Origin of the sequence: Ewingella sp. S1.OA.A_B6 (assembly GCF_049889095.1) — a bacterium.
Classification (GTDB): domain Bacteria; phylum Pseudomonadota; class Gammaproteobacteria; order Enterobacterales; family Enterobacteriaceae; genus Ewingella.
The window spans coordinates 1,576,287-1,594,714 of sequence record NZ_JBLJFK010000001.1; the positions used below are offsets into that span (position 1 = coordinate 1,576,287).

Consider the following 18,428-nt stretch of genomic DNA (forward strand, 5'->3'; position numbering starts at 1 on the left):
TGAAAATATTAGTCAGTGCATACCAGAGAAAACGATCGGATCATCAGGAGATAATTCGCATCACAATCATGGCAATAATCGAATTCAAAATACTGGTTAGCATCAGCAGCGGCCAGTACTTTTTCGGCACATCTGCCACGCCCAGCAGGCGCCCCATATACTGCAACTGCGAGCCCATAAGGAAGATCGCCGGAGCCAGAATAGTGATCTGTGCGGCGTCTAGCGTGCCCTTGGTCAACAGACTGATCGCCACGCCGGTGCCGGCTGATGAAGAGAGCCAGGCCGTCAGCAAGACGGTAATCGCTTCACCCGGAAGGCCCAACAGGCCCATTAATGGGGCAAAAAGATGACCAATGAAATTCATCACGCCCAGCAAGTTAAGGATTTCGGCAATAACATAAGCCATGACCACATTAGGCATCAGGTTATTGATGGCGATATTAAAACCCTTACGCGCTCCAACAACAAAAATATCGAACGGATTATTTGAAACCTTGGCAGTATTACTCATTGTCGAAATCTCTTTTATAAACAGTATTCAGTATAAAGCGGACAAATACCGCACCTACGAATTTCATCACCAGCATCAATACCAGAGGAATAATTACCGGAAGTGTTAATGATGCGAACATGGCAGAACCGATAGAGAAATAGTTATTAATCAAACCGGCACCGGAGTACTGCCAGGCGCCCATAATAACTACGTCTTTGCGGGTAATACGTTTACTGTCGTAAAGCTCTTTACTCAGTGCCGCACCGGCATCGGTGCTTTGCAAATCGGTGATTAACGCCAAACCAGTATGGCCGGGAATGCCCAGGATCGGCTTGAGCAGCGGTGTCAGTAGTCGATGAGCTGCACGAATTGCGCCGTAGTGGGTGAAAATTTCCAGCAGGCCAAGTGCCAGCATAACCGTTGGCACCAGAGAGAGCGCGAACAGAAACCCGGCTTTGGCGCTGAGTCCACCCGAACCGACGAAGGTGTTGGTCGCCGGAGTGTTCATCGTCCCAAAAGTGCCACCGAGCGTTGTAAAGTCAAACGCGCCTAGCCAGGCCATCCCATTCACTTTCAAAAAAGCGCCGGAGAACATCAAGATAACGGCGATCAGGGCAATATATGCACCTTTACTTACTTTCCACTCATCGGCTTCTTCGGCCGGTTTATCTGCGGATATTGGTTTTTCACTCATGGAATTTCCCTTCTAAGGTGTCAATTATAATTACAACGCCTGTCAGTGTTTTATTAAGCGAATGGGTGAACCAAGAACCTACAAATAATTAACATATCAGCCCACCCATTATTCACTTATATAAAATAAGGCAGGATCCGTGCCAATATTCCTAAAATAGAAAAATAATATCGGCAGCGCAATTTTGGTGACTTTAAAGGAAATAATGCCAAAAAATAGCGCAATAATGAAAAGTAATTAAAAGCACAAAACCCGCCCTTAATTAAATAAGGGCGGTGCTCATTAGCAGACTTGATGACATTATAATTCAATCAGTCCAATGCACTATTTTTAACCTTTCGCACCACAATGGCGCACCAACGTGGGAAAAGGATTAGATTAAGGTTTCATCATGCGTTGCGCCCTGCTTCACCAAGAATAATTTCGGCCAGTAGCGCAGCCCGCAGCGGGATATCTTCAACAATAATATGCTCATCACGGGCGTGAATACCTGACCCGGTTGCCCCCAGACCGTCGAGTGTGGCAATGCCCATCGCCGAGGTAAAATTACCGTCGCTCCCACCGCCCACCGCTTTGCCCTCAAGGCTAATGCACAGGCGTTGCGCTGCCCGCTGCGCCTGTTCGAAAAGTGCCAGATTTTGTAACGTCTGTTCCATTGGAGGACGCAACATACCGCCAGTGACAATCACTTCTGCGCCAGCAAGATGCGGCTTGCAGGCTATGATCGCTGCTTCTACGCGCATCGCTTCGGCCATATTGGTGACGCGCAGGTCGACACCCAACAGCGCGCCGTCGGCTACGACGTTAATTTTGCTCCCGCCTTTTGCCACGCCAACGTTCACGGTCGTGCCCGCTTGCGGCGCATTCAGACCATGGAGATAGAGGATCTGGTGGGCCATCTCCTGAATGGCACTGATCCCCTCTTGCGGATTGTTGCCTGCGTGAGCGGCGCGACCGGTAATACGGACCTCGAAACGCCCCGAGCCTTTACGGGCAATTTTGGCCTCAAAGGTACCCGCAACGGCAGGTTCGGCGACTAACACACGCGAAGATCCTTCCGCCTGTTGCTCAATCCACTGACGAGAGCTCGGACTGCCGAGTTCCTCATCTGACGGACAAATCAGGCGAATGCTGTGTTGCGCCAGACCACCGGTTTGCATCAGTGCGCGAACTGCCCAGACAGACTGAATCAGACCGGCTTTCATATCCAGTACGCCCGGCCCGTAAAGTCTGCCGTCCTGTTCGTACATCGGGATCTCATCAATCTCCCAGACGGTATCAAAATGCCCAAGAATACTGGTGACTTGCGGACCCTTGCCGATGCAGAACAAGAGATGATTGCCCAACGTCGTCTGCGGGCATACCTGCGCCGCCACGCCGAGGCGCTCGAGAACGATGCTTTGTAAAACCTCACCACACAGATCTGTGGCCTGTTTGTTCAACGAAGGCGACTGTGCCTGCACCAGCCGTTTAATGTCGCTGAGGATAAGCGACGCATGCTGTTGCAGATAATCGTATGCGGTTTGCATAAAGGTTCCTGATGTTAGCGACTGTTCAGAGGTCTGCTTTGATTATCACTAACCTATCGCCCTCTATAAATATCATTTCAATGACGATATTGTTGACCTGTGAGCAACACTGATGAGCAGCCCAAATGAGCCAACTGTTTCATGAAAAACAAATCAGCTATCTGTACGAAGTGGGAATTCAGGGCGGGATTCGACGCGCGGCGGATATTCTGGGCATCAATGCCTCGGTGATCAGTCGGCAGATTTCTCTGCTTGAACGTACCCTGCAACTGCCGCTGCTTGAGCGCAAGGGCCGCACGGTGGTGTTAACGGAGGCAGGCAAGCTGTTGGCCGACGATTTCTTTGAGAGTCGTGAGCGACGTACCCGACTTGAACGTCATCTGAAAGATCTGCGCTACATGAAAGGTGGCGCGATCACCATTCGGGTCGGGGCTGGACTGGTGGATACCTTCGTTGAGTATGTGCTGAAAAAATTCGCTGCCTCTTACCCCCACGTTTTTGTCGAAATTGTGGCGGGCAATATGCAAGAGACATTAGCGTCCATCGTTCAGGGTGAAGCCGATATGGCGCTGGCTTTTGGGCCGATTGGCAATCCAGAATTAAAGCGGCACAGCTTTCCTTGGGGGCCAATCTGCGCGGTGGTTAATCCGCAGCATCCGATAGCCCACTTAAAGCGCGTCACCATTGAAGAGTTGAGCAAGCACCGGCTTATCTCGCTGAGTGAAACCTTTGGGCTACAGCGCCACATGAACGCCATGTTCCAAAGTCAGGGTTATCTTTTCACTCCCGCGTATCGCTGCAATTTGTTCTCCACGGCCATGAGTCTGAGTATTTCAGGAATGGGTATTTCGTTTATGAGCGCCCAGGCGGCAGGCGAAAGGATCGAGCACAACATTCTGGTCGCGGTGCCTGTCGACCATCCGATTGCTACCGAAGCCCAGTGCCACCTGTTGCGAAACTCTGACCGTCGATTTAGCCCGGCAGCGCATCACTTGTGGCAACTTTTATTGAATTTTTTTCAGCAGAAAGGAGAGTAACAAGCCATCAAGATTAATTGGTATTTTCGATATGCTGAGTCAGTAACGTACGTAAGGGAACGCTGCTTTTGACGATCGGAGATTTAATCACGATGTAGCTAAAATACTTGTCGATACCAATATTCTTATCCAGTAACGATTCAATGACTTCCTGATAGTGTTCAATACTGCGAGTGATAAATCGCAGCAGATAGTCATAACCGCCGGTAATGAGATGACACTCAATAAGCTCGTCGTATTCGCGGATGCAGTTCTCAAATTTTGAGAACTCTTCGCGACGATGCCCTTGTAGTGTGACCTCGGTAAACACGGTCACTGATCCCGTTATTTTAGGGAGATTAACGTGCGCTTCATAGCCGGTAATATACCCTGCACTTTCCAGACGTTTGACTCGCTGCAAGCATGGGCTTGGTGACAGTCCCACCGCATCTGCCAGGTTAACGTTGCTGATGCGACCGTCTTTTTGTAACTGAACCAGTATATTGATGTCGATGCGATCAAGTTTTAAAAAGCCGTTCATAGCACCTCAATGTCGTCTTGAGCGTCGACTCGCAATAAAGAGCAGGTTTTCTCTCTGCGTCTCATTCGACCCTGAAACCACCGATAATCCATCATGAGTACGAAGGATGTGCCACCAAAATAATTGGCTACAACCTAGATATATCACGGTTATATGGATGAACACCAGAGCCCAACGCAGAGTGTTTTATGCCTACTCTATAGGTAAACCACATGAAATTATTAGAAAAAATCAGCCCAGACGACCCGTTCCACGCGCCAGTGCGATATCAAAGATATGCATTGCCTCTTCTAACTGCGCGTCAGTGGTGACCAGTGGAGCAAGGAAACGAATGGTGTTGCGATAAAGACCGCATTTGATCAGCAATAAACCGGCATCACAGGCGCAGTGAAGGATCTTCTCCGTGAGTGCCGCATCGGGTTTACCGGTGTCATAATCTACGATTTCGACCGCCTGCATAAAGCCGACCCCTCGCACGTCACCGATGCAGGCATATTTATCCGCCAGTTGGCGCAGACGAGCTTCCAACAGCTGTCCTAATACGGCCGATCGCTCAAGCAGGCGTTCATTTTCCAGTACGTCGAGCACGGCCAGTGCCGCTGCACAGGCCAGTGCGTTGCCGCCGTAAGTACCGCCCAGACCGCCAGGGGTCGGTGAGTCCATGATTTCAGCTTTACCCACCACGCCAGAGATAGGCAAACCACCACCGAGGCTTTTCGCGACGGTGATCAGGTCAGGCGTGATGTCTGAATGCTGGAAGCCAAACATTTTCCCAGTACGGCCAAAGCCGGTTTGCACTTCGTCACAGATCAGTAAAATACCGTGTTTGTGGGTCAAATTTCGCAGTGCCTGCATAAAAGCTTTAGGCGCTGGCAGGAAACCGCCATCGCCCTGCACCGGTTCGATCAGGATAGCGGCCACGCGTTCGGGCAGCGTTTGCGTCGCGAATAGTGTATCCAGCGCGTTAAGTGAGTCCTCTGGGCTGATGCCGTGGAACGCATTCGGATAAGGAATACGGTAAATATCACCGGGGAAAGGTCCAAAGTTCTGCTTATAAGGCTGGCTCATTCCGGTCAGTGCGCAGCCTAATAACGTTCGTCCATGGAATGCACCATCAAATACAATGATGCCGGAACGATGAGTATAAGAGCGTGCTATTTTAACCGCGTTTTCAACCGCCTCTGCACCTGAGGTGAAAAACACTGACTTATAATGCGCACCTTTACCAACCACTTTATTTAAACGTTTTGCCAGCTCAATATACGGAGGGTAAGCCACGACCTGAAAACAGGCGTGAGAGACATTGTCTAACTGGCGCTGTACGGCTTTAACCACCTCAGGATGATTATGCCCAACGTTTAATACACCAATGCCACCCACAAAGTCGAGATAGCGACGACCTTCGTCACTCCATACTTCCGAGCCTTTCGCTTTTACCACCACCAGACTGTGCGCAGTAACGACGCCGCGCGGCACATTTTGTTCACGCAGCGCAAGCCAGTCGATATCATCTTCAGTCACGGGTTGTGTATTCAGTACATTGTGCATGGTTTGCCTCATCCGGTTAATTCGGGCGCTGTCAGAATTTGATTCAGTATCTCAATACAGGGTTTTATTTCGTGCCGTAATGCCGGTTAAGAAAAAATATCATGCGGTAGTTAGGTATTAACAACGCAGCATTTTCTTTCATCCCATTGGGACTTGAATTAAAAGTTGAAATTAAAAAGAAACCGCTAATTGAATTCGCACCACACTCGCAAACCACGCTATCCCGTCAGGGATAATACGGTTATTAAAGTCATAGGCAGGATGATGTAAGGGGGCCAGCGGTTTTGTATTGCCCTCGCCCTGTCCAAGCCACAGATAGGCACCCGGTTTTTGCTGCAGCATAAAAGAGAAGTCTTCCGAAGTCAGTGCGGGCTTCGGGGCTACGCTGGCATCAAGACCTGCATTTATAGCCGCTTGCAAGGCAATTTCAGCCTCGTCGGGGGTATTCACTGTTGCCGGGTAATAACGATGGTATTTTACTTCAGCCTTCAGGCCGTGTGCGGCGGAAACGTGCTCGGACATGCGTCTCAGGCTGGCCTCGATAATGTCCTGCGCACGGAGATCGAAACTGCGCACCGTGCCGGTAATATGCGCCTCGGCCGGGATCATGTTGTGCGAAAATCCGCCGTGCACCTGCGTGACGGTTAACAACGCCGGATCGGTTGGATCAATGCAGCGTGCAACAATGGTATTCAGTTGAACCACCAGTTCGCTGGTGGCCAGCATCGTATCGGCAGAAAGGTGTGGCTGAGCGGCATGTCCACCGCCGCCATAAACGCGGATATCGAAGCGGTCGGCCGCCGCCATAATGGGGCCCGGACGGGTTTGCGCCACGCCCTGTGCCAGCTCAGGCCAATTGTGTACCGCGAAAATGCTGTCGCAAGGGAAACGAGTAAACAGGCCGTCATCAATCATCGCCTTCGCCCCCGCCAGCCCCTCTTCGGCCGGTTGGAAGATGAAGTTCACCGTACCGTCAAAATCGACACTATTTGACAGCAGCCACGCGGCGCCAAGCAGCATCGTGGTGTGACCGTCGTGGCCGCAGGCGTGCATCACGCCATGATGTTTGCTGACATACTCTGGCGAACCCTGCTCGATGATCGGTAACGCATCCATATCCGTGCGCAGCCCAACACTTCTATCGCTGCTGCCCTTACGCAGCACGCCCACCACGCCGGTTTTACCGATGCCCTCATGCACTTCGAGTCCCAGCTCGCGAAGAAACTCCGCCACCACTTTCGCGGTGCGGTGTTCATTAAAACCCAGCTCCGGGTGCGCGTGAAGATCGTGGCGTAGCGCAATCAGGCGCGGAAGAATGTCATTGATTAGCGGTTGATTGATTAATGACTCATCGCCACTGACGGCAATATTGCTCATATTAATATCCCTTTGTTCTACCAATTTCACCATACTGACCGCGTATCGGGTCGGATTTATACCGTAGAGTGGTCACGTGAGTGCTTAACCCATCGCCTGACTCATCAACGAAAAATTACGCCATCCTGATGGCGAGACCAACGGCCCACCGTTTTTATACATGGTCGTTGGCCGGTCGATGCACGGCAGGCCCAGTTCTTCAAGCCACTCGCTCAAACCTGATGTTGACTCCACGTCGAGACGGACAAATTTACCGGCACTCCCACTCAGCAACTGCGCGACCAGCCGTTTAGCATCGTCGAGGCTATCGGCAATCACCGGGCCTATCGTATGGCCGCGACCAAACTTGCGCAGCATGCTAAACCCAGCTGGCTGACCGTTGCGCGTCAGCATCAGCGTTTTTTCGATATGCGTCAGGTTTGCAGCGTCGAGCAGTGCCTGATACAGCACTGGCCGCTGCATGCCGCTCGAGAGCCGGTCGAGTTCAGTCAGGGTGGTGGCATCCTCCGCGATTAATGGCCGAAACTGGCAATCGTCTGACAGCGTCGGCGCGGCAATGACCGGCAGTTCAGGGTTTTGGTGCTGGCAGACGCCACCGGTGGTCACAAACCCTAACTTTTCGTAGAGCGGTTTGCCTTCCGGTGTCGCGTGCAGGCGAACTGTCATGCCTTCAAGCTGTGCCAGGACAGCGTTCAGTAGCGCTTTGCCTACCCCGCGGCCCTGGCAGTCAGGACTGACAATCACCAACCCCAGCGTGGAGTATGTACTGCCCCATTGCCAGTAAAGCGCACTGCCAATCACTTTACCGGCGGACTCAGCCACCCACCCTTTTCCGCATTGAAAAGCCAGTTCCCAGTCTTCCAAACGATGAGGCCAGGCAACCGCCTGAGAGAGAGCATGACAGGCCGGGAGATCGGTTGACGTCATCTCACGCAACCGGATTTGAGATGCGCCCTGCGGCGTCGTTTGAATAGTATGTTCAGTCATTTACATCATTCCCGGTTTTTTGATATCACTGCCGTCACTAAAACGGCTATAGCGGAAAGGTGTCGGGTCCACAACCGGTGTTCTGCCGGTGACCAGATCAGACATCAGGCTACCCGCACCCGGCCCAATACCAAAACCGTGACCGCTGTAACCGGCAGAAATAAACAGCCCCGGCAGCTTCCCGACCTCAGAAATGACTGGCACGGCGTCGGGCGTGCTGTCGATCATGCCGCCCCACGACTGCACCACTTTTACCGCACCCAGTTCGGGATATTCACGCCGCATGGCGTCAATGCCTTCTTGCACCATCGCATGGTCCGGCTCGGGGTCGAGTATGCGCATTTTTTCAAACGGCGAGCGGGCATCAAATTGCCATTTCCCCAAAGCCTCCGGTCCTTCAAAGAACGCGCCAGGGCTAAAATGAACATGGAGATTTTTACGACGCGCCAGGAAGGTAGGGTAAAACTTTTTAGCATAGCGTAAGCCCTGTGGACCGACATCCAATCGCCCTCTTCCCGAGATTGACAACGTATAGCTGCCGTCAAGCTGCGGACGACAGGCAAAACTTTCGGTGTAGAGCGGCATCTTGATCACTTGCTCGACAGGCGCAGTGCGCATCGCGGTGCCGATCACGTTCCCCAGCGGCAAATCGATGCCGTGGCGGCGGCAAAACATTGAGCTCCATGCTCCTCCGGCACAGACCACCGAGCTGGTGCGGATTAATCCGCGCTCGGTCCACACCCCGCTCACACGCCCCGCCGATACGTCGAGTCCGCGCACGGCACAGTACTGAAACACCAAAGCGCCCAGTTTTTGTGCGGCAATGGCCAATCCCGGCGCAGCCAGCGAGGGTTCTGCGTGACCGTCGGTCGGCGAATATACGCCGCCTAACCAGTCGGATATGCTGCCTGCGGTGAGTTCTTTAGCCCGTGCGGCGGTAAGGATTTCGCTGTGCATGCCGTAGTTTTTCGCCATCTGCCCCCATTTTTCCCACGCATCGATCTCTTCCTGCTTTTTGGTGGCGTATACCAGACCGGTATTGCGAAAACCCAGCTCTTCTCCGGTCTCCTCCTTCAGCGCTTTCCAGCGCTGAAGGGCGTGGATTGACAGCGGCAGTTCGCGCTCGTCGCGGTTTTGTTGACGACACCAGCCCCAATTGCGGCTGGACTGTTCAGCCCCAATCAGCCCCTTTTCCAGCAGAACCACTGAGACCCCTTTACGCGCCAGCTCGTAGGCGGTGGCCACACCGGCAATGCCTCCACCAATGACCACCACATCAACCGCGTCGGGAAAGAGATGACTGTCTTGTACAAATCTAATCGGTGCTGGCATCGACTGTTTTTCCTTATTGAAACGTATTACCTAATGCTTATTTAACTGAATGAATTTATAAAAAAATCATTCCATTTTTGGCAGTTCAACCACGCCACTGTCCTGCTCGTCAAGCCATCCCTGACGGAGTTCAGGCACGGCGCGTTTAAGCTTTTCGTAGTAAAGATGGCTGGTGGGCTTGTCAAAATCGGTACGGCTGACCTGAGTGACCATTTTTCCATTATTGACGACAATAATGTCGTCGCAAATGGAACGTACGGCATGAAGGTCATGGCTGATAAACAGAAACGAAACCTTCAGTTCGCGACGCAGTTCGGAGATTAAATCCAGTACGGCGGCGGCGACCACCGAATCAAGCGCCGACGTCACTTCATCACACAGGATAAGGTCAGGTTCCGCCGCCAGCGCTCGCGCCAGATTGACGCGCTGCTTCTGCCCACCGGACAATGCGCCCGGCTTACGATGCAAAATACTGTGTGGCAGACGTACGAGATCCAGAAGCTGTTTAAGCCGTGCATCAAGCGCTATGCCCTGAAGTCCGTGGAAAAACACCAACGGACGTTTCAAAATGGTAGCAATAGTCTGGCTTGGGTTAAGCGCTGTATCGGCCATCTGAAACACAAACTGTACGCGGCGTAGTTCGTCGAGGGTGCGAGCCGACATATTGCCAGCCAGATAGCTTCCGTTAAACAAGATATAACCATGGCTCGGCGCAATCATGCCCGCAATCGCGCTCGCCAGCGTAGTTTTACCCGATCCCGACTCGCCAATAATGCCAATAGCCTGTCCCGGATAGAGTTTGAAATTGATATCCTGCAGGATACTGATTTTGGGTTTGCCGTTCTCGTCGGGCGGACCATATCCGGCGGCCAGTTCGCGCACTTCAAGTAGGCAATTCACCGGTGCATCTTCAGGTTGCCACGGGCTGTTGCGCGGTTTGTGTTGCGCGGCGTCGAGCAGGCTACGGGTATAGGCTGAGGCGGGCCGCTGCAGTAAATCTTCAGTGGTACCGTATTCCGCTACTTGCCCTTTCAGCAGCACCAGGATCTTGTCGGCCATCTGCGCAACTACCGCCAGGTCATGGCTAACGTAAATCGCCGTGGTACCACGCTGCTTCACCACGCGGCGGAAAGTCTTTAACACTTCAAGCTGGGTGGTGACGTCAAGCGCCGTAGTTGGTTCATCGAGAATAACCACCTCTGGGTCGCCAATCAGTGCCATTGCCGCCATCACACGCTGCAGCTGACCGCCAGAAACCTGATGCGGATAACGCTTGCCGATAGTTTCTGGCGAAGGCAGTGCCAGCTCGCGGAAAAGTTCCACCGCCTTTTTCTCAGCCTCAGCGCGCTTCATGGTACCGTGGATCAATACCGGCTCCACCACCTGCTCCATCAGCGTCATCGCCGGGTTAAACGACGCCGCCGCACTCTGCGCAATATACGATACGGCAGAACCCCGAAACTGGCTCAGTTGGCGTGCAGAAAGCTGAGTGACGTCAGTTCCTGCCAGTTGAATATTGCCTCCACTAATGCGGCAACCGTGACGGGCGTAGCCCATCAACGCCAGCGCAATGGTGGTTTTGCCGGAGCCGGACTCACCAATGAGTGCCAGTACCTCACCCTTTTTCACCTCAAAGCTGATGTCTGAAACCAACACGATCGGCTCGTCACCGTCGTTGATGGCCTGCACCTCGAGATGGTTAACACTGACGACAACCGATGTGCCCGACTGCGTTTCTGGTGTCAATTCCCTACCACCTGACGGTAAATTCATTGAAGCTGTATTCATGCCGCCCCCTCTTCCAGTTCATGACTAATGGCACGACGTGATTGCAGGCTGTCGATGAACAGGTTCACACCAATGGTCAGGCTGGCAATCGCCAGGGCCGGCACCAGCACCGCTGGCGAGCCATCAAACAGTGCCTGTAGATTTTCATGCACCAGGGTTCCCCAATCGGCGTAAGGCGGTTGCACCCCCAGTCCCAGAAAACTCAGACCACTCAATAACAGCACGATGTAAACAAAGCGCAGGCCAAAGTCAGTGAGCATCGGGTGCAGCATGTTGGGCAGCACGTCGGTCAGAGCAATATAAAGTTTACTTTCTCCGCGCAAATGCGCCGCCTGCACGTAGTCCATTGAACGTAAATTGGAGGCCATCGCGTAGGCAATGCGGTACGCGCCCGGCCAGTAGGTGATGATCGCAGTGAGGGTAAGCATCGGCAGTGAAGAGCCAAATACCGCCACCATCAGCAGCGCCATAATTTTACCCGGCATGATCAGCAATGCGTCGTTGATGCGGCCCAGTAACTCTTCCAGCCACTTGCCCGACATCGCGGCCAACAGGGCTAATAGCGTACCGCAGACGCTGGCGAGAACGGCGGCGGAGAGCGCCAGACCAATCGAATAGCGCGCACCGTAAAGCACACGGGTCAACATGTCGCGCCCGAGGTAGTCGGTGCCGAGCAGAAACGCGCGGCTAAACCCTTCATTGATACCGCCACCGGCGATATCCTCAACGCGGTAAGGCGCAAGCCAGCCGCCAAATATCGCCATGCACAGCCAAAATAACGTAATGGCCAGACCCACGTGGCCGGTAGTGGATAACGAGCGCCAGAAGTTCAGTGTCGTTTTTAACACCATGACTGTTTTACGCATCACTGAGTCCTCTGTAGAGAATCGCTTATTGTTTCAGCTTGGGATTAAAAGCAATGGTGGCAATATCAGCCAGCAGCAACAACACCAGATAGCAGGTGCTGAACAGCATCACGCACAGTTGCACAATAGGCAGGTCGCGGTTGCTCACCGCATCAACCATCTGACTGGCAAGTCCCGGATAGCTGAAAATGGTTTCGATAATAATCACGCCGCCAAAAAGATAGGACAGGCTGAGCGAAATGGCGTTGGCAATCGGGCCCACGGCATTGGGCAGCGCATGGCGCAGTACGGCACGCAGTGGCCGCACCCCCTTGAGCAGAGTCATTTCAAGGTAGGGGCTGTCGAGCTGATTAATGATGGCTGAGCGGGTCATGCGGGCCATCTGCGCCACCAGCACACAGCATAAGGTGAACACCGGCAGCGCATAGGCGCGCAGGTAGCCGAGAAAATCCTGGTCGGCTGAGCCAAGCGACATCGCCGGGAACCAGTGCAGGTGGACGGCAAACACCATGACGGCAACGGTAGCGACCAAAAACTCGGGCACTGCCACCACCGACATGGTGCCAACAACCAATATCCGATCAATCAGCGAACCCCGTTTCATCGCCGCCGTCATGCCGATAATCACCGCCAGCGGCACTGACACCAGTGTCGTGATGCCCGCCAGTTCAAAGGTGGCGGGAATACGCTGGGCAACCAGTTTGGTTACCGGCATATTGTTGGCAAAGGACGTACCAAAATCGCCGTGCAGCATACCGCCGAGCCATGCAAAATAGCGCGCCCAAATCGGCAGATTCAGACCAAGCTGATCGCGTAACGCAGCCACCGTTTCCGGCGTAGCTGCTTGCCCCAGCAGTTGCTGGGCTGCATCGCCTGGCAGCATGCTGGTGATGATAAACACCAGCGCCGAGACGATAAACAGCGTCAATATGCCCGAACCAATGCGACGAAGAATAAGTAACAGGATGAGCTGATTCATTACTGCCTCCGGATTATGATGCCAACCAGACGAACTCGCTGAAGCGATAGCCCATCATCATGCCGGACGGATAAGATTCCACCCCTTTAACTTTATTGCTGTAACCATCCAATGCGCTGATAAACAGCGGAATAATGGTGCCGCAGTGGTCATAGACCAGCGCCTGCATGTCGCCATACATCTGCTTGCGCTTGGCCTGATCGCGTTCGCCGCGCGCCGCTGTTACCAGTTGGTCGAACTGCACATTTTTCCAACCAGACTCATTCCACGGCGCGTCAGATTTGTAGAACTGGCTGAACAGCATATCGAGCGTTGGACGCGGGTTGACCGAGCCGTAAGAGATCGGATGCTTCATCCAGTGCTGCGACCAGTAATTGTCGTAAGGTACGCGGCGAACTTTCAGATCCATGCCGACCTGTGAACCAAGCTGTTGCAGGAATTGTGCGCCCTCAACAGCGCCTTCGATGTTATCCGTGGTCACAATCTCCAGGCTAGGCTTCACCAGTCCAGATTTCTTGAGATAAAACTTGGCTTTATCGAGGTCGTTAGGACGCTGCGGCAGATCCTTGTTGAAAAATGGGTGCCAGGGCGGAACCGGATGATCGTTGGCAAGGGTGCCGAAACCCTGCATGGCCGTTTTCAGCAGGACTTCACGCGGTTGTAGGTACTTCATTGCCAATACAAAGTCCGGATTGCCGGTTATCGCCGCATCCTGACGCAGGATCAGATCGCTGTACATGCCGGATTTACTCTCCAGCACTGAGCATGAGTTTGACCCGTTAATCCGTTTTACATCGCGGGAGCCGATAGTAGCGACCATGTGCAGTTCACCGGAGAGCAACGCATTGACGCGCGCGGCCTGATCCGTCACGCCCAGAAGTTCTACCTGGTCGAGGTGTGGCAGGCCCGGCTTCCAGAAGTTCTTGTTGCGTATACCGACGGTACGCGTGCCCGGAGAGAATTCTTTGCAGGTATAAGGGCCGGTACCCATGGCTTTGCTGAAATCTTTAGTGCCGTCCTGCACGATAAGGAAGGCGGGCGTACCGAGGATTGACGGCAAGTCAAAGTTTGGCTGATCGAGCTTGATTTCGACCTCCATCAGGCCGACGGCTTTAACGCTGGCAAATTGCTTGGCCAGTGCAATGGCGGTAGACGCGACTGCCGGGTCTTTGTGACGTAATAATGAGAACACCACATCCTGTGAGGTTAGCGATTTCCCGTCGTGGAAGGTCACGCCCTGACGCAGTTTAATACTCCAGGTCAGACCGTCCTCACTGCTCATCGATTCAGCCAATCCCATTTGTGGAAGCAGTTTGGTGTCTAGCTCGGTCAGCCCGCTGTAGAACATATACTGGCGCATGTAGTCGCCGCTGTTGTTAGCCCTGGCAGGGTCCAGCGTGTCAGCGGCAGAGGAATTCGGCACGGCGGCGCGCAGTATCCCTCCTTTCACCGGCGCAGCCTCAGCGGCCCAAACGCTGTTTGGCAGGCTGATGATACCGGTGCTGAGGGCTGCTCCGGCAGAAAGTATTTTCATCATGCCACGGCGTGAAATGTTGACGTCTGACAGTGATGCCGTTGATAGAGATGAAGCAGACTTCGGTGTGGCTGAACCTGATTCTTCACGAAATTTACTCATTGAAATCTCCCCGAATGCGGTGTTTACCGAAAAAAGCCATTGATGCTGATGGATAGCGCTTTGCCGCCGACTTAACACACTTTGTCTTTGGCTTTGTAATACAGGCCCGCCACTGGCAAGAACCAGGGTTTGCCAAAGTAACCTGGCATCGCCGCCCAATGACTGCGCCGCCACGGATTGCTCACCGGCTGGTCGGTAACCAACGCCGCCATCACCTTGCCCATATAGACCGACATCTGCGTCCCGTGGCCGCTGTAACCCATCGAATAGAACAGGCCCTCATGCTCTCCGGCATGCGGCAGACGGTCGGCGGTCATGTCGACTAAACCACCCCAACAGTAGTCAATGTTGACGTCGGCAAGCTGGGGAAATAATTCGCTCAGCCCCTGACGCAGTACGATGCCGCTGCGCGCATCCGAGATTGGGCTGCTGATAGCAAATCGGGCACGACCACCGAAAATAAGTCGATTGTCTACGGTGGTACGGAAATAGTTGCCGATATTGAGTGAGGTCACGTAGGTGCGATTATGGACAAACGCCTGCTGCACCTGTTCTGAGGTCAGCGGGGCGGTGGCAATAATAAAACTGCCCACTGGCACGATGCGGCGCTGGAACCAAGAAAACGGCCCTTTATCCGAGGTGCCGGTAGCCAGCAGCACGCGACCTGCGTCAATCTCGCCGCGTGCAGTGCTAACGCGATAACGATGTCCGTCAATTTGCTGTAAACCGGTCACCGGCGTATTGGCGTGAATAACCGCGCCTTTGTCTACTGCCGCCTGTGCCAGCCCCATGCCGAATTTACCCATATGCATCTGACCACCGTTCTTTTGCAGCAGGCCACCGTGAAAGGCATCAGAGCCGATTTCATCGCGGATTTGGCTGGCGTTAATCAGTTCGACATTGCTGTCGACGGTGCGCCTGAGCAGTTCGTAGGTTTTCACCAACGAAGGGAAATGCCTGGCCTTACTGGCCAATTTAAGTTTGCCGCTGCGAATTAAATCGCAGTCAATGGCTTCATCCTTAACAATCGACTGCACGTAATCCACCGCTTCGGTGTAGGCATGGTAGTAAATGGAGGCCTGCTCCAGGCCGATACTTTCAACCAATGAGGCAAAGTTTTGCGCTACGCCAGTGTTGCACTGTCCGCCGTTGCGTCCCGAAGCCTGGCTCAGCACATCCCCCGCTTCGAGTACCACCACATCGACACCGGCCAGCGCCAGGTTATAGGCCGCAGACAAACCGGTAAAACCACCGCCGACGACCACGACCTCGGCTTTTTTCGGCAGATCCCCCTCTGCCGCACCGCTAAATACCGGCGCCGTTGCCTGCCAAAATGATTCAAGCTTCATGTCTGTGCCTCATCCAATTAACGTTGCATTTACCGCATGCCAACTATTACCCTTTGCCACTACTGCCCAACTCCAACACCCTGACTTACAACCCAACGACGCCAGGCAGTCCGCCGATATCGTTGATTTCGGTGTAGCCATAGGCCGGATTGGCAGGCTCGTGGCCGCGGTTGACCCAGACCTTGTTTTTAATCCCCATATCGTGGCAGGTCATCAGGTCATAACGCAGGCTGGAAGAGACGTGCAGAATGTCCCCAGGGCCGCAACCCAGCTCATCGAGCATGTATTCAAAACCGCGCATTTTGGGTTTGTAGGACTGGGCCTGCTCGGCGGTAAAGACGCGATGGATGGGTGCGCCGAGGCGCGGTACATGGTGAGAAATTAAGTCGTTCATGCTGTTGGAGAGCAGTACCAGCGGGAACGCTTTGGCCACGATAGCCAGCCCGGCTGGCACGTCAGCGTGAGGCCCCCAGGTGGCACAGGCTTCCATAATTCCGGCACCGTCGCTGTCCTGGTACGCCACACCCCATTTCTTGCAGGTTCGTATCATTGCCTGGCAGACAACGTCACCGTAAGGTTTCCAGGCACCCAGCACTTCATCTAAGCGATAACGGGCGAAATCGGTAGTGAAGGGCAGCATTTCATCAGCGCTAACGCGATCGGCGAAAATAGCGCTGGCCGCCCCCGCCATGTCGAATTTAATTAGCGTGCCGTAGCAGTCGAACGTAATAAACTTAGGTTTGAATACCGCCATGATAATTCCCTTCCTCAATAGTGTTTTCGTGGTGTGAAAAGCATTAAAAGTCGATCAACACGCTTTTGTACCGCAGACAGGCTTCAAACGCCTGACGACCCAAATCTTTACCGATGCCTGAACCGTTAAACCCGCCGGTAGGGATAATAAAATCGCCAGAACGACCATATCGGTTAATCCATACGGTTCCCGCTGCAAGGTGACGCATAGCGCGTAGCGCACGTTCAATATTCAGGGTGTGAACGCCCGCGGCCAACCCGTAAATAGCGTGGTCGGCCAGCGCCAGCCCCTGCTCTTCGGTTTCAAAGATTTGAATGGTCAGTACCGGTCCGAAAATTTCCTCCTGCACGGCAGCAGACCCGGCACCGACGCCCGCCAGCAGCGTTGGCTTAAAGAAGTAGCCTTGACCCGTATTGGGAAAGAACTCACCACCCGCCAGCAATTGCGCGCCGTCCCTGATGGCCGAATGTACGATGGATTTGATTTTTTTCGCCTGACGCGCGTCGATAATCGGCGCATAGCGACAGGTGCTTTGCCAGGTATTGCCCGGCTCAACATTTTCACACAGCGCTACCAACGTTGAGATAAGCGCATCGGCAATGCCTGACTGCACCACCAGACGGGTGCCTGCGACACAGGCCTGGCCTCCGTTGGCGGTAAAACCGCGAAAAATACGCAACGCAACGTCATCGACGTTACCGGCATCGTCAAACACCAGTTGCGGACTTTTACCCCCCAGTTCGAGCGTCACTGGCTTCATGCCGTTCAGCGCCGCCTGACTCATTATTTGTGCGCCCGTCGCGGTTGAGCCGGTAAACGATACTTTGCGTACCAGCGGATGATTAACCAGTGCGCTACCGCAGGTCACGCCCCGGCCTTGCACAATATTAAGCACGCCAGCCGGTAAACCGGCCTCAATAGCCAATTCGGCAAGCTTGATGGTTGAAAACGGCGTCAGTTCGGAAGGTTTGAGCACCACCGCATTGCCTGCTGCCAGCGCCGGCCCGAGTTTCCATGAGGCCATAGACAGCGGGAAGTTCCACGGCGTAATGGCGCCAATCACGCCGTAAGGTTCAGGCACCAGCATGCCGAGGCTGTTGCTGCGCGTTGGCAGCACGTCGCCGCTATATTTGTCACAGCATTCGGCATAAAAACGGATGGCTTCAGCGGTGAAAGGGATCTCATGATTAATCACGTCATAAATAGGACGGGTTGAGCTCACCGCTTCGAGGCGTCCGAGAGCTTCACGCTGCTCTTCAATAAGGTCAGCCCAGCGGCGCAGCACTTTTGCACGTTCGCGCGGCGGCCGCGTGCCCCAGCCGCTTTCGAGCCACGACTGATGGGCATTCGTCACAGCCAGGTCAACCAGCGCCGTATCACCGTCGGGAATTTCACCGAGGAATTGTCCGTCAGACGGGCGATTAACGCGCAAGCGCTCACTGCCACCCGCGTGGATTTTTCCACCAATCAGGTGCCCGGCAGGTAGAGGCACTTTTTCAGGTTCAAAGCTCAACATGATTAACAACTCCTTATTCATTT

16 protein-coding genes are annotated in these 18,428 nt (G+C 53.7%); 1 reads left to right on the forward strand and 15 read right to left on the reverse strand.

What is annotated here, in order from left to right; all coding sequences use genetic code 11:
- Window positions 1–43: 43 nt before the first annotated feature.
- The 3 genes from ACMV8I_RS07485 to ACMV8I_RS07495 form a co-directional block, all read right to left on the reverse strand.
- Window positions 44–511 carry a YjiG family protein gene (locus ACMV8I_RS07485; protein ID WP_498864534.1) on the reverse strand — a complete coding sequence of 156 codons (468 nt, stop codon included), beginning with the start codon at window positions 509–511 and terminating at the stop codon, window positions 44–46.
- The gene (locus ACMV8I_RS07490; RefSeq protein WP_498864535.1) at window positions 504–1,187 is read right to left on the reverse strand and encodes a nucleoside recognition domain-containing protein; all 684 of its coding nucleotides are present in this window, start codon (window positions 1,185–1,187) and stop codon (window positions 504–506) included. The genes ACMV8I_RS07485 and ACMV8I_RS07490 overlap by 8 nt, the downstream gene beginning before the upstream one ends.
- A gap of 389 nt (window positions 1,188–1,576) precedes the next feature.
- Window positions 1,577–2,716, reverse strand: a complete 1,140-nt coding sequence (locus ACMV8I_RS07495; protein WP_497231763.1) for a M20/M25/M40 family metallo-hydrolase — start codon at window positions 2,714–2,716, stop codon at window positions 1,577–1,579.
- A 125-nt stretch (window positions 2,717–2,841) separates the two neighbouring features.
- Between ACMV8I_RS07495 and ACMV8I_RS07500 the strand changes: the two genes are divergently transcribed.
- Window positions 2,842–3,753, forward strand: a complete 912-nt coding sequence (locus tag ACMV8I_RS07500; RefSeq protein ID WP_498864536.1) for a LysR family transcriptional regulator — start codon at window positions 2,842–2,844, stop codon at window positions 3,751–3,753.
- 13 nt (window positions 3,754–3,766) lie between these two features.
- On the opposite strand, the gene ACMV8I_RS07505 is transcribed toward ACMV8I_RS07500, so the two are convergent.
- From ACMV8I_RS07505 to ACMV8I_RS07560, 12 genes are all read right to left on the reverse strand, one after another.
- Window positions 3,767–4,273, reverse strand: coding sequence for an Lrp/AsnC ligand binding domain-containing protein (locus ACMV8I_RS07505; RefSeq protein WP_497231761.1), 507 nt, complete (start codon window positions 4,271–4,273; stop codon window positions 3,767–3,769).
- 231 nt (window positions 4,274–4,504) lie between these two features.
- Window positions 4,505–5,821 (reverse strand): 4-aminobutyrate--2-oxoglutarate transaminase, encoded by a 1,317-nt coding sequence (gene gabT / locus ACMV8I_RS07510; protein WP_498864537.1) that lies wholly within the window; start codon window positions 5,819–5,821, stop codon window positions 4,505–4,507.
- Window positions 5,822–5,992: 171 nt separating this feature from the next.
- The gene (locus tag ACMV8I_RS07515; protein WP_498864538.1) at window positions 5,993–7,198 is read right to left on the reverse strand and encodes a M20 aminoacylase family protein; all 1,206 of its coding nucleotides are present in this window, start codon (window positions 7,196–7,198) and stop codon (window positions 5,993–5,995) included.
- Window positions 7,199–7,282: 84 nt separating this feature from the next.
- Window positions 7,283–8,185 carry a GNAT family N-acetyltransferase gene (locus ACMV8I_RS07520; protein WP_498864539.1) on the reverse strand — a complete coding sequence of 301 codons (903 nt, stop codon included), beginning with the start codon at window positions 8,183–8,185 and terminating at the stop codon, window positions 7,283–7,285.
- The gene (locus ACMV8I_RS07525) at window positions 8,186–9,517 is read right to left on the reverse strand and encodes an NAD(P)/FAD-dependent oxidoreductase (protein ID WP_498864540.1); all 1,332 of its coding nucleotides are present in this window, start codon (window positions 9,515–9,517) and stop codon (window positions 8,186–8,188) included. It lies immediately after the preceding gene.
- A 66-nt stretch (window positions 9,518–9,583) separates the two neighbouring features.
- Window positions 9,584–11,290, reverse strand: a complete 1,707-nt coding sequence (locus ACMV8I_RS07530) for an ABC transporter ATP-binding protein (protein ID WP_498864754.1) — start codon at window positions 11,288–11,290, stop codon at window positions 9,584–9,586.
- Between the two features lie 11 nt (window positions 11,291–11,301).
- Window positions 11,302–12,171: an ABC transporter permease gene (locus ACMV8I_RS07535; protein WP_498864541.1), complete on the reverse strand. Its 870-nt coding sequence runs from the start codon at window positions 12,169–12,171 to the stop codon at window positions 11,302–11,304.
- Between the two features lie 25 nt (window positions 12,172–12,196).
- Window positions 12,197–13,150 (reverse strand): ABC transporter permease, encoded by a 954-nt coding sequence (locus tag ACMV8I_RS07540; protein WP_498864542.1) that lies wholly within the window; start codon window positions 13,148–13,150, stop codon window positions 12,197–12,199.
- 13 nt (window positions 13,151–13,163) lie between these two features.
- Window positions 13,164–14,786 carry an ABC transporter substrate-binding protein gene (locus tag ACMV8I_RS07545; protein WP_498864543.1) on the reverse strand — a complete coding sequence of 541 codons (1,623 nt, stop codon included), beginning with the start codon at window positions 14,784–14,786 and terminating at the stop codon, window positions 13,164–13,166.
- A gap of 71 nt (window positions 14,787–14,857) precedes the next feature.
- Window positions 14,858–16,135: an NAD(P)/FAD-dependent oxidoreductase gene (locus tag ACMV8I_RS07550; protein WP_498864544.1), complete on the reverse strand. Its 1,278-nt coding sequence runs from the start codon at window positions 16,133–16,135 to the stop codon at window positions 14,858–14,860.
- Between the two features lie 85 nt (window positions 16,136–16,220).
- Complete coding sequence (locus ACMV8I_RS07555; protein WP_498864545.1) at window positions 16,221–16,889, reverse strand: haloacid dehalogenase type II; 669 nt, start codon at window positions 16,887–16,889, stop codon at window positions 16,221–16,223.
- Between the two features lie 43 nt (window positions 16,890–16,932).
- Window positions 16,933–18,405, reverse strand: a complete 1,473-nt coding sequence (locus ACMV8I_RS07560) for an aldehyde dehydrogenase family protein (protein ID WP_498864546.1) — start codon at window positions 18,403–18,405, stop codon at window positions 16,933–16,935.
- Between the last annotated feature and the right edge of the window lie 23 nt (window positions 18,406–18,428).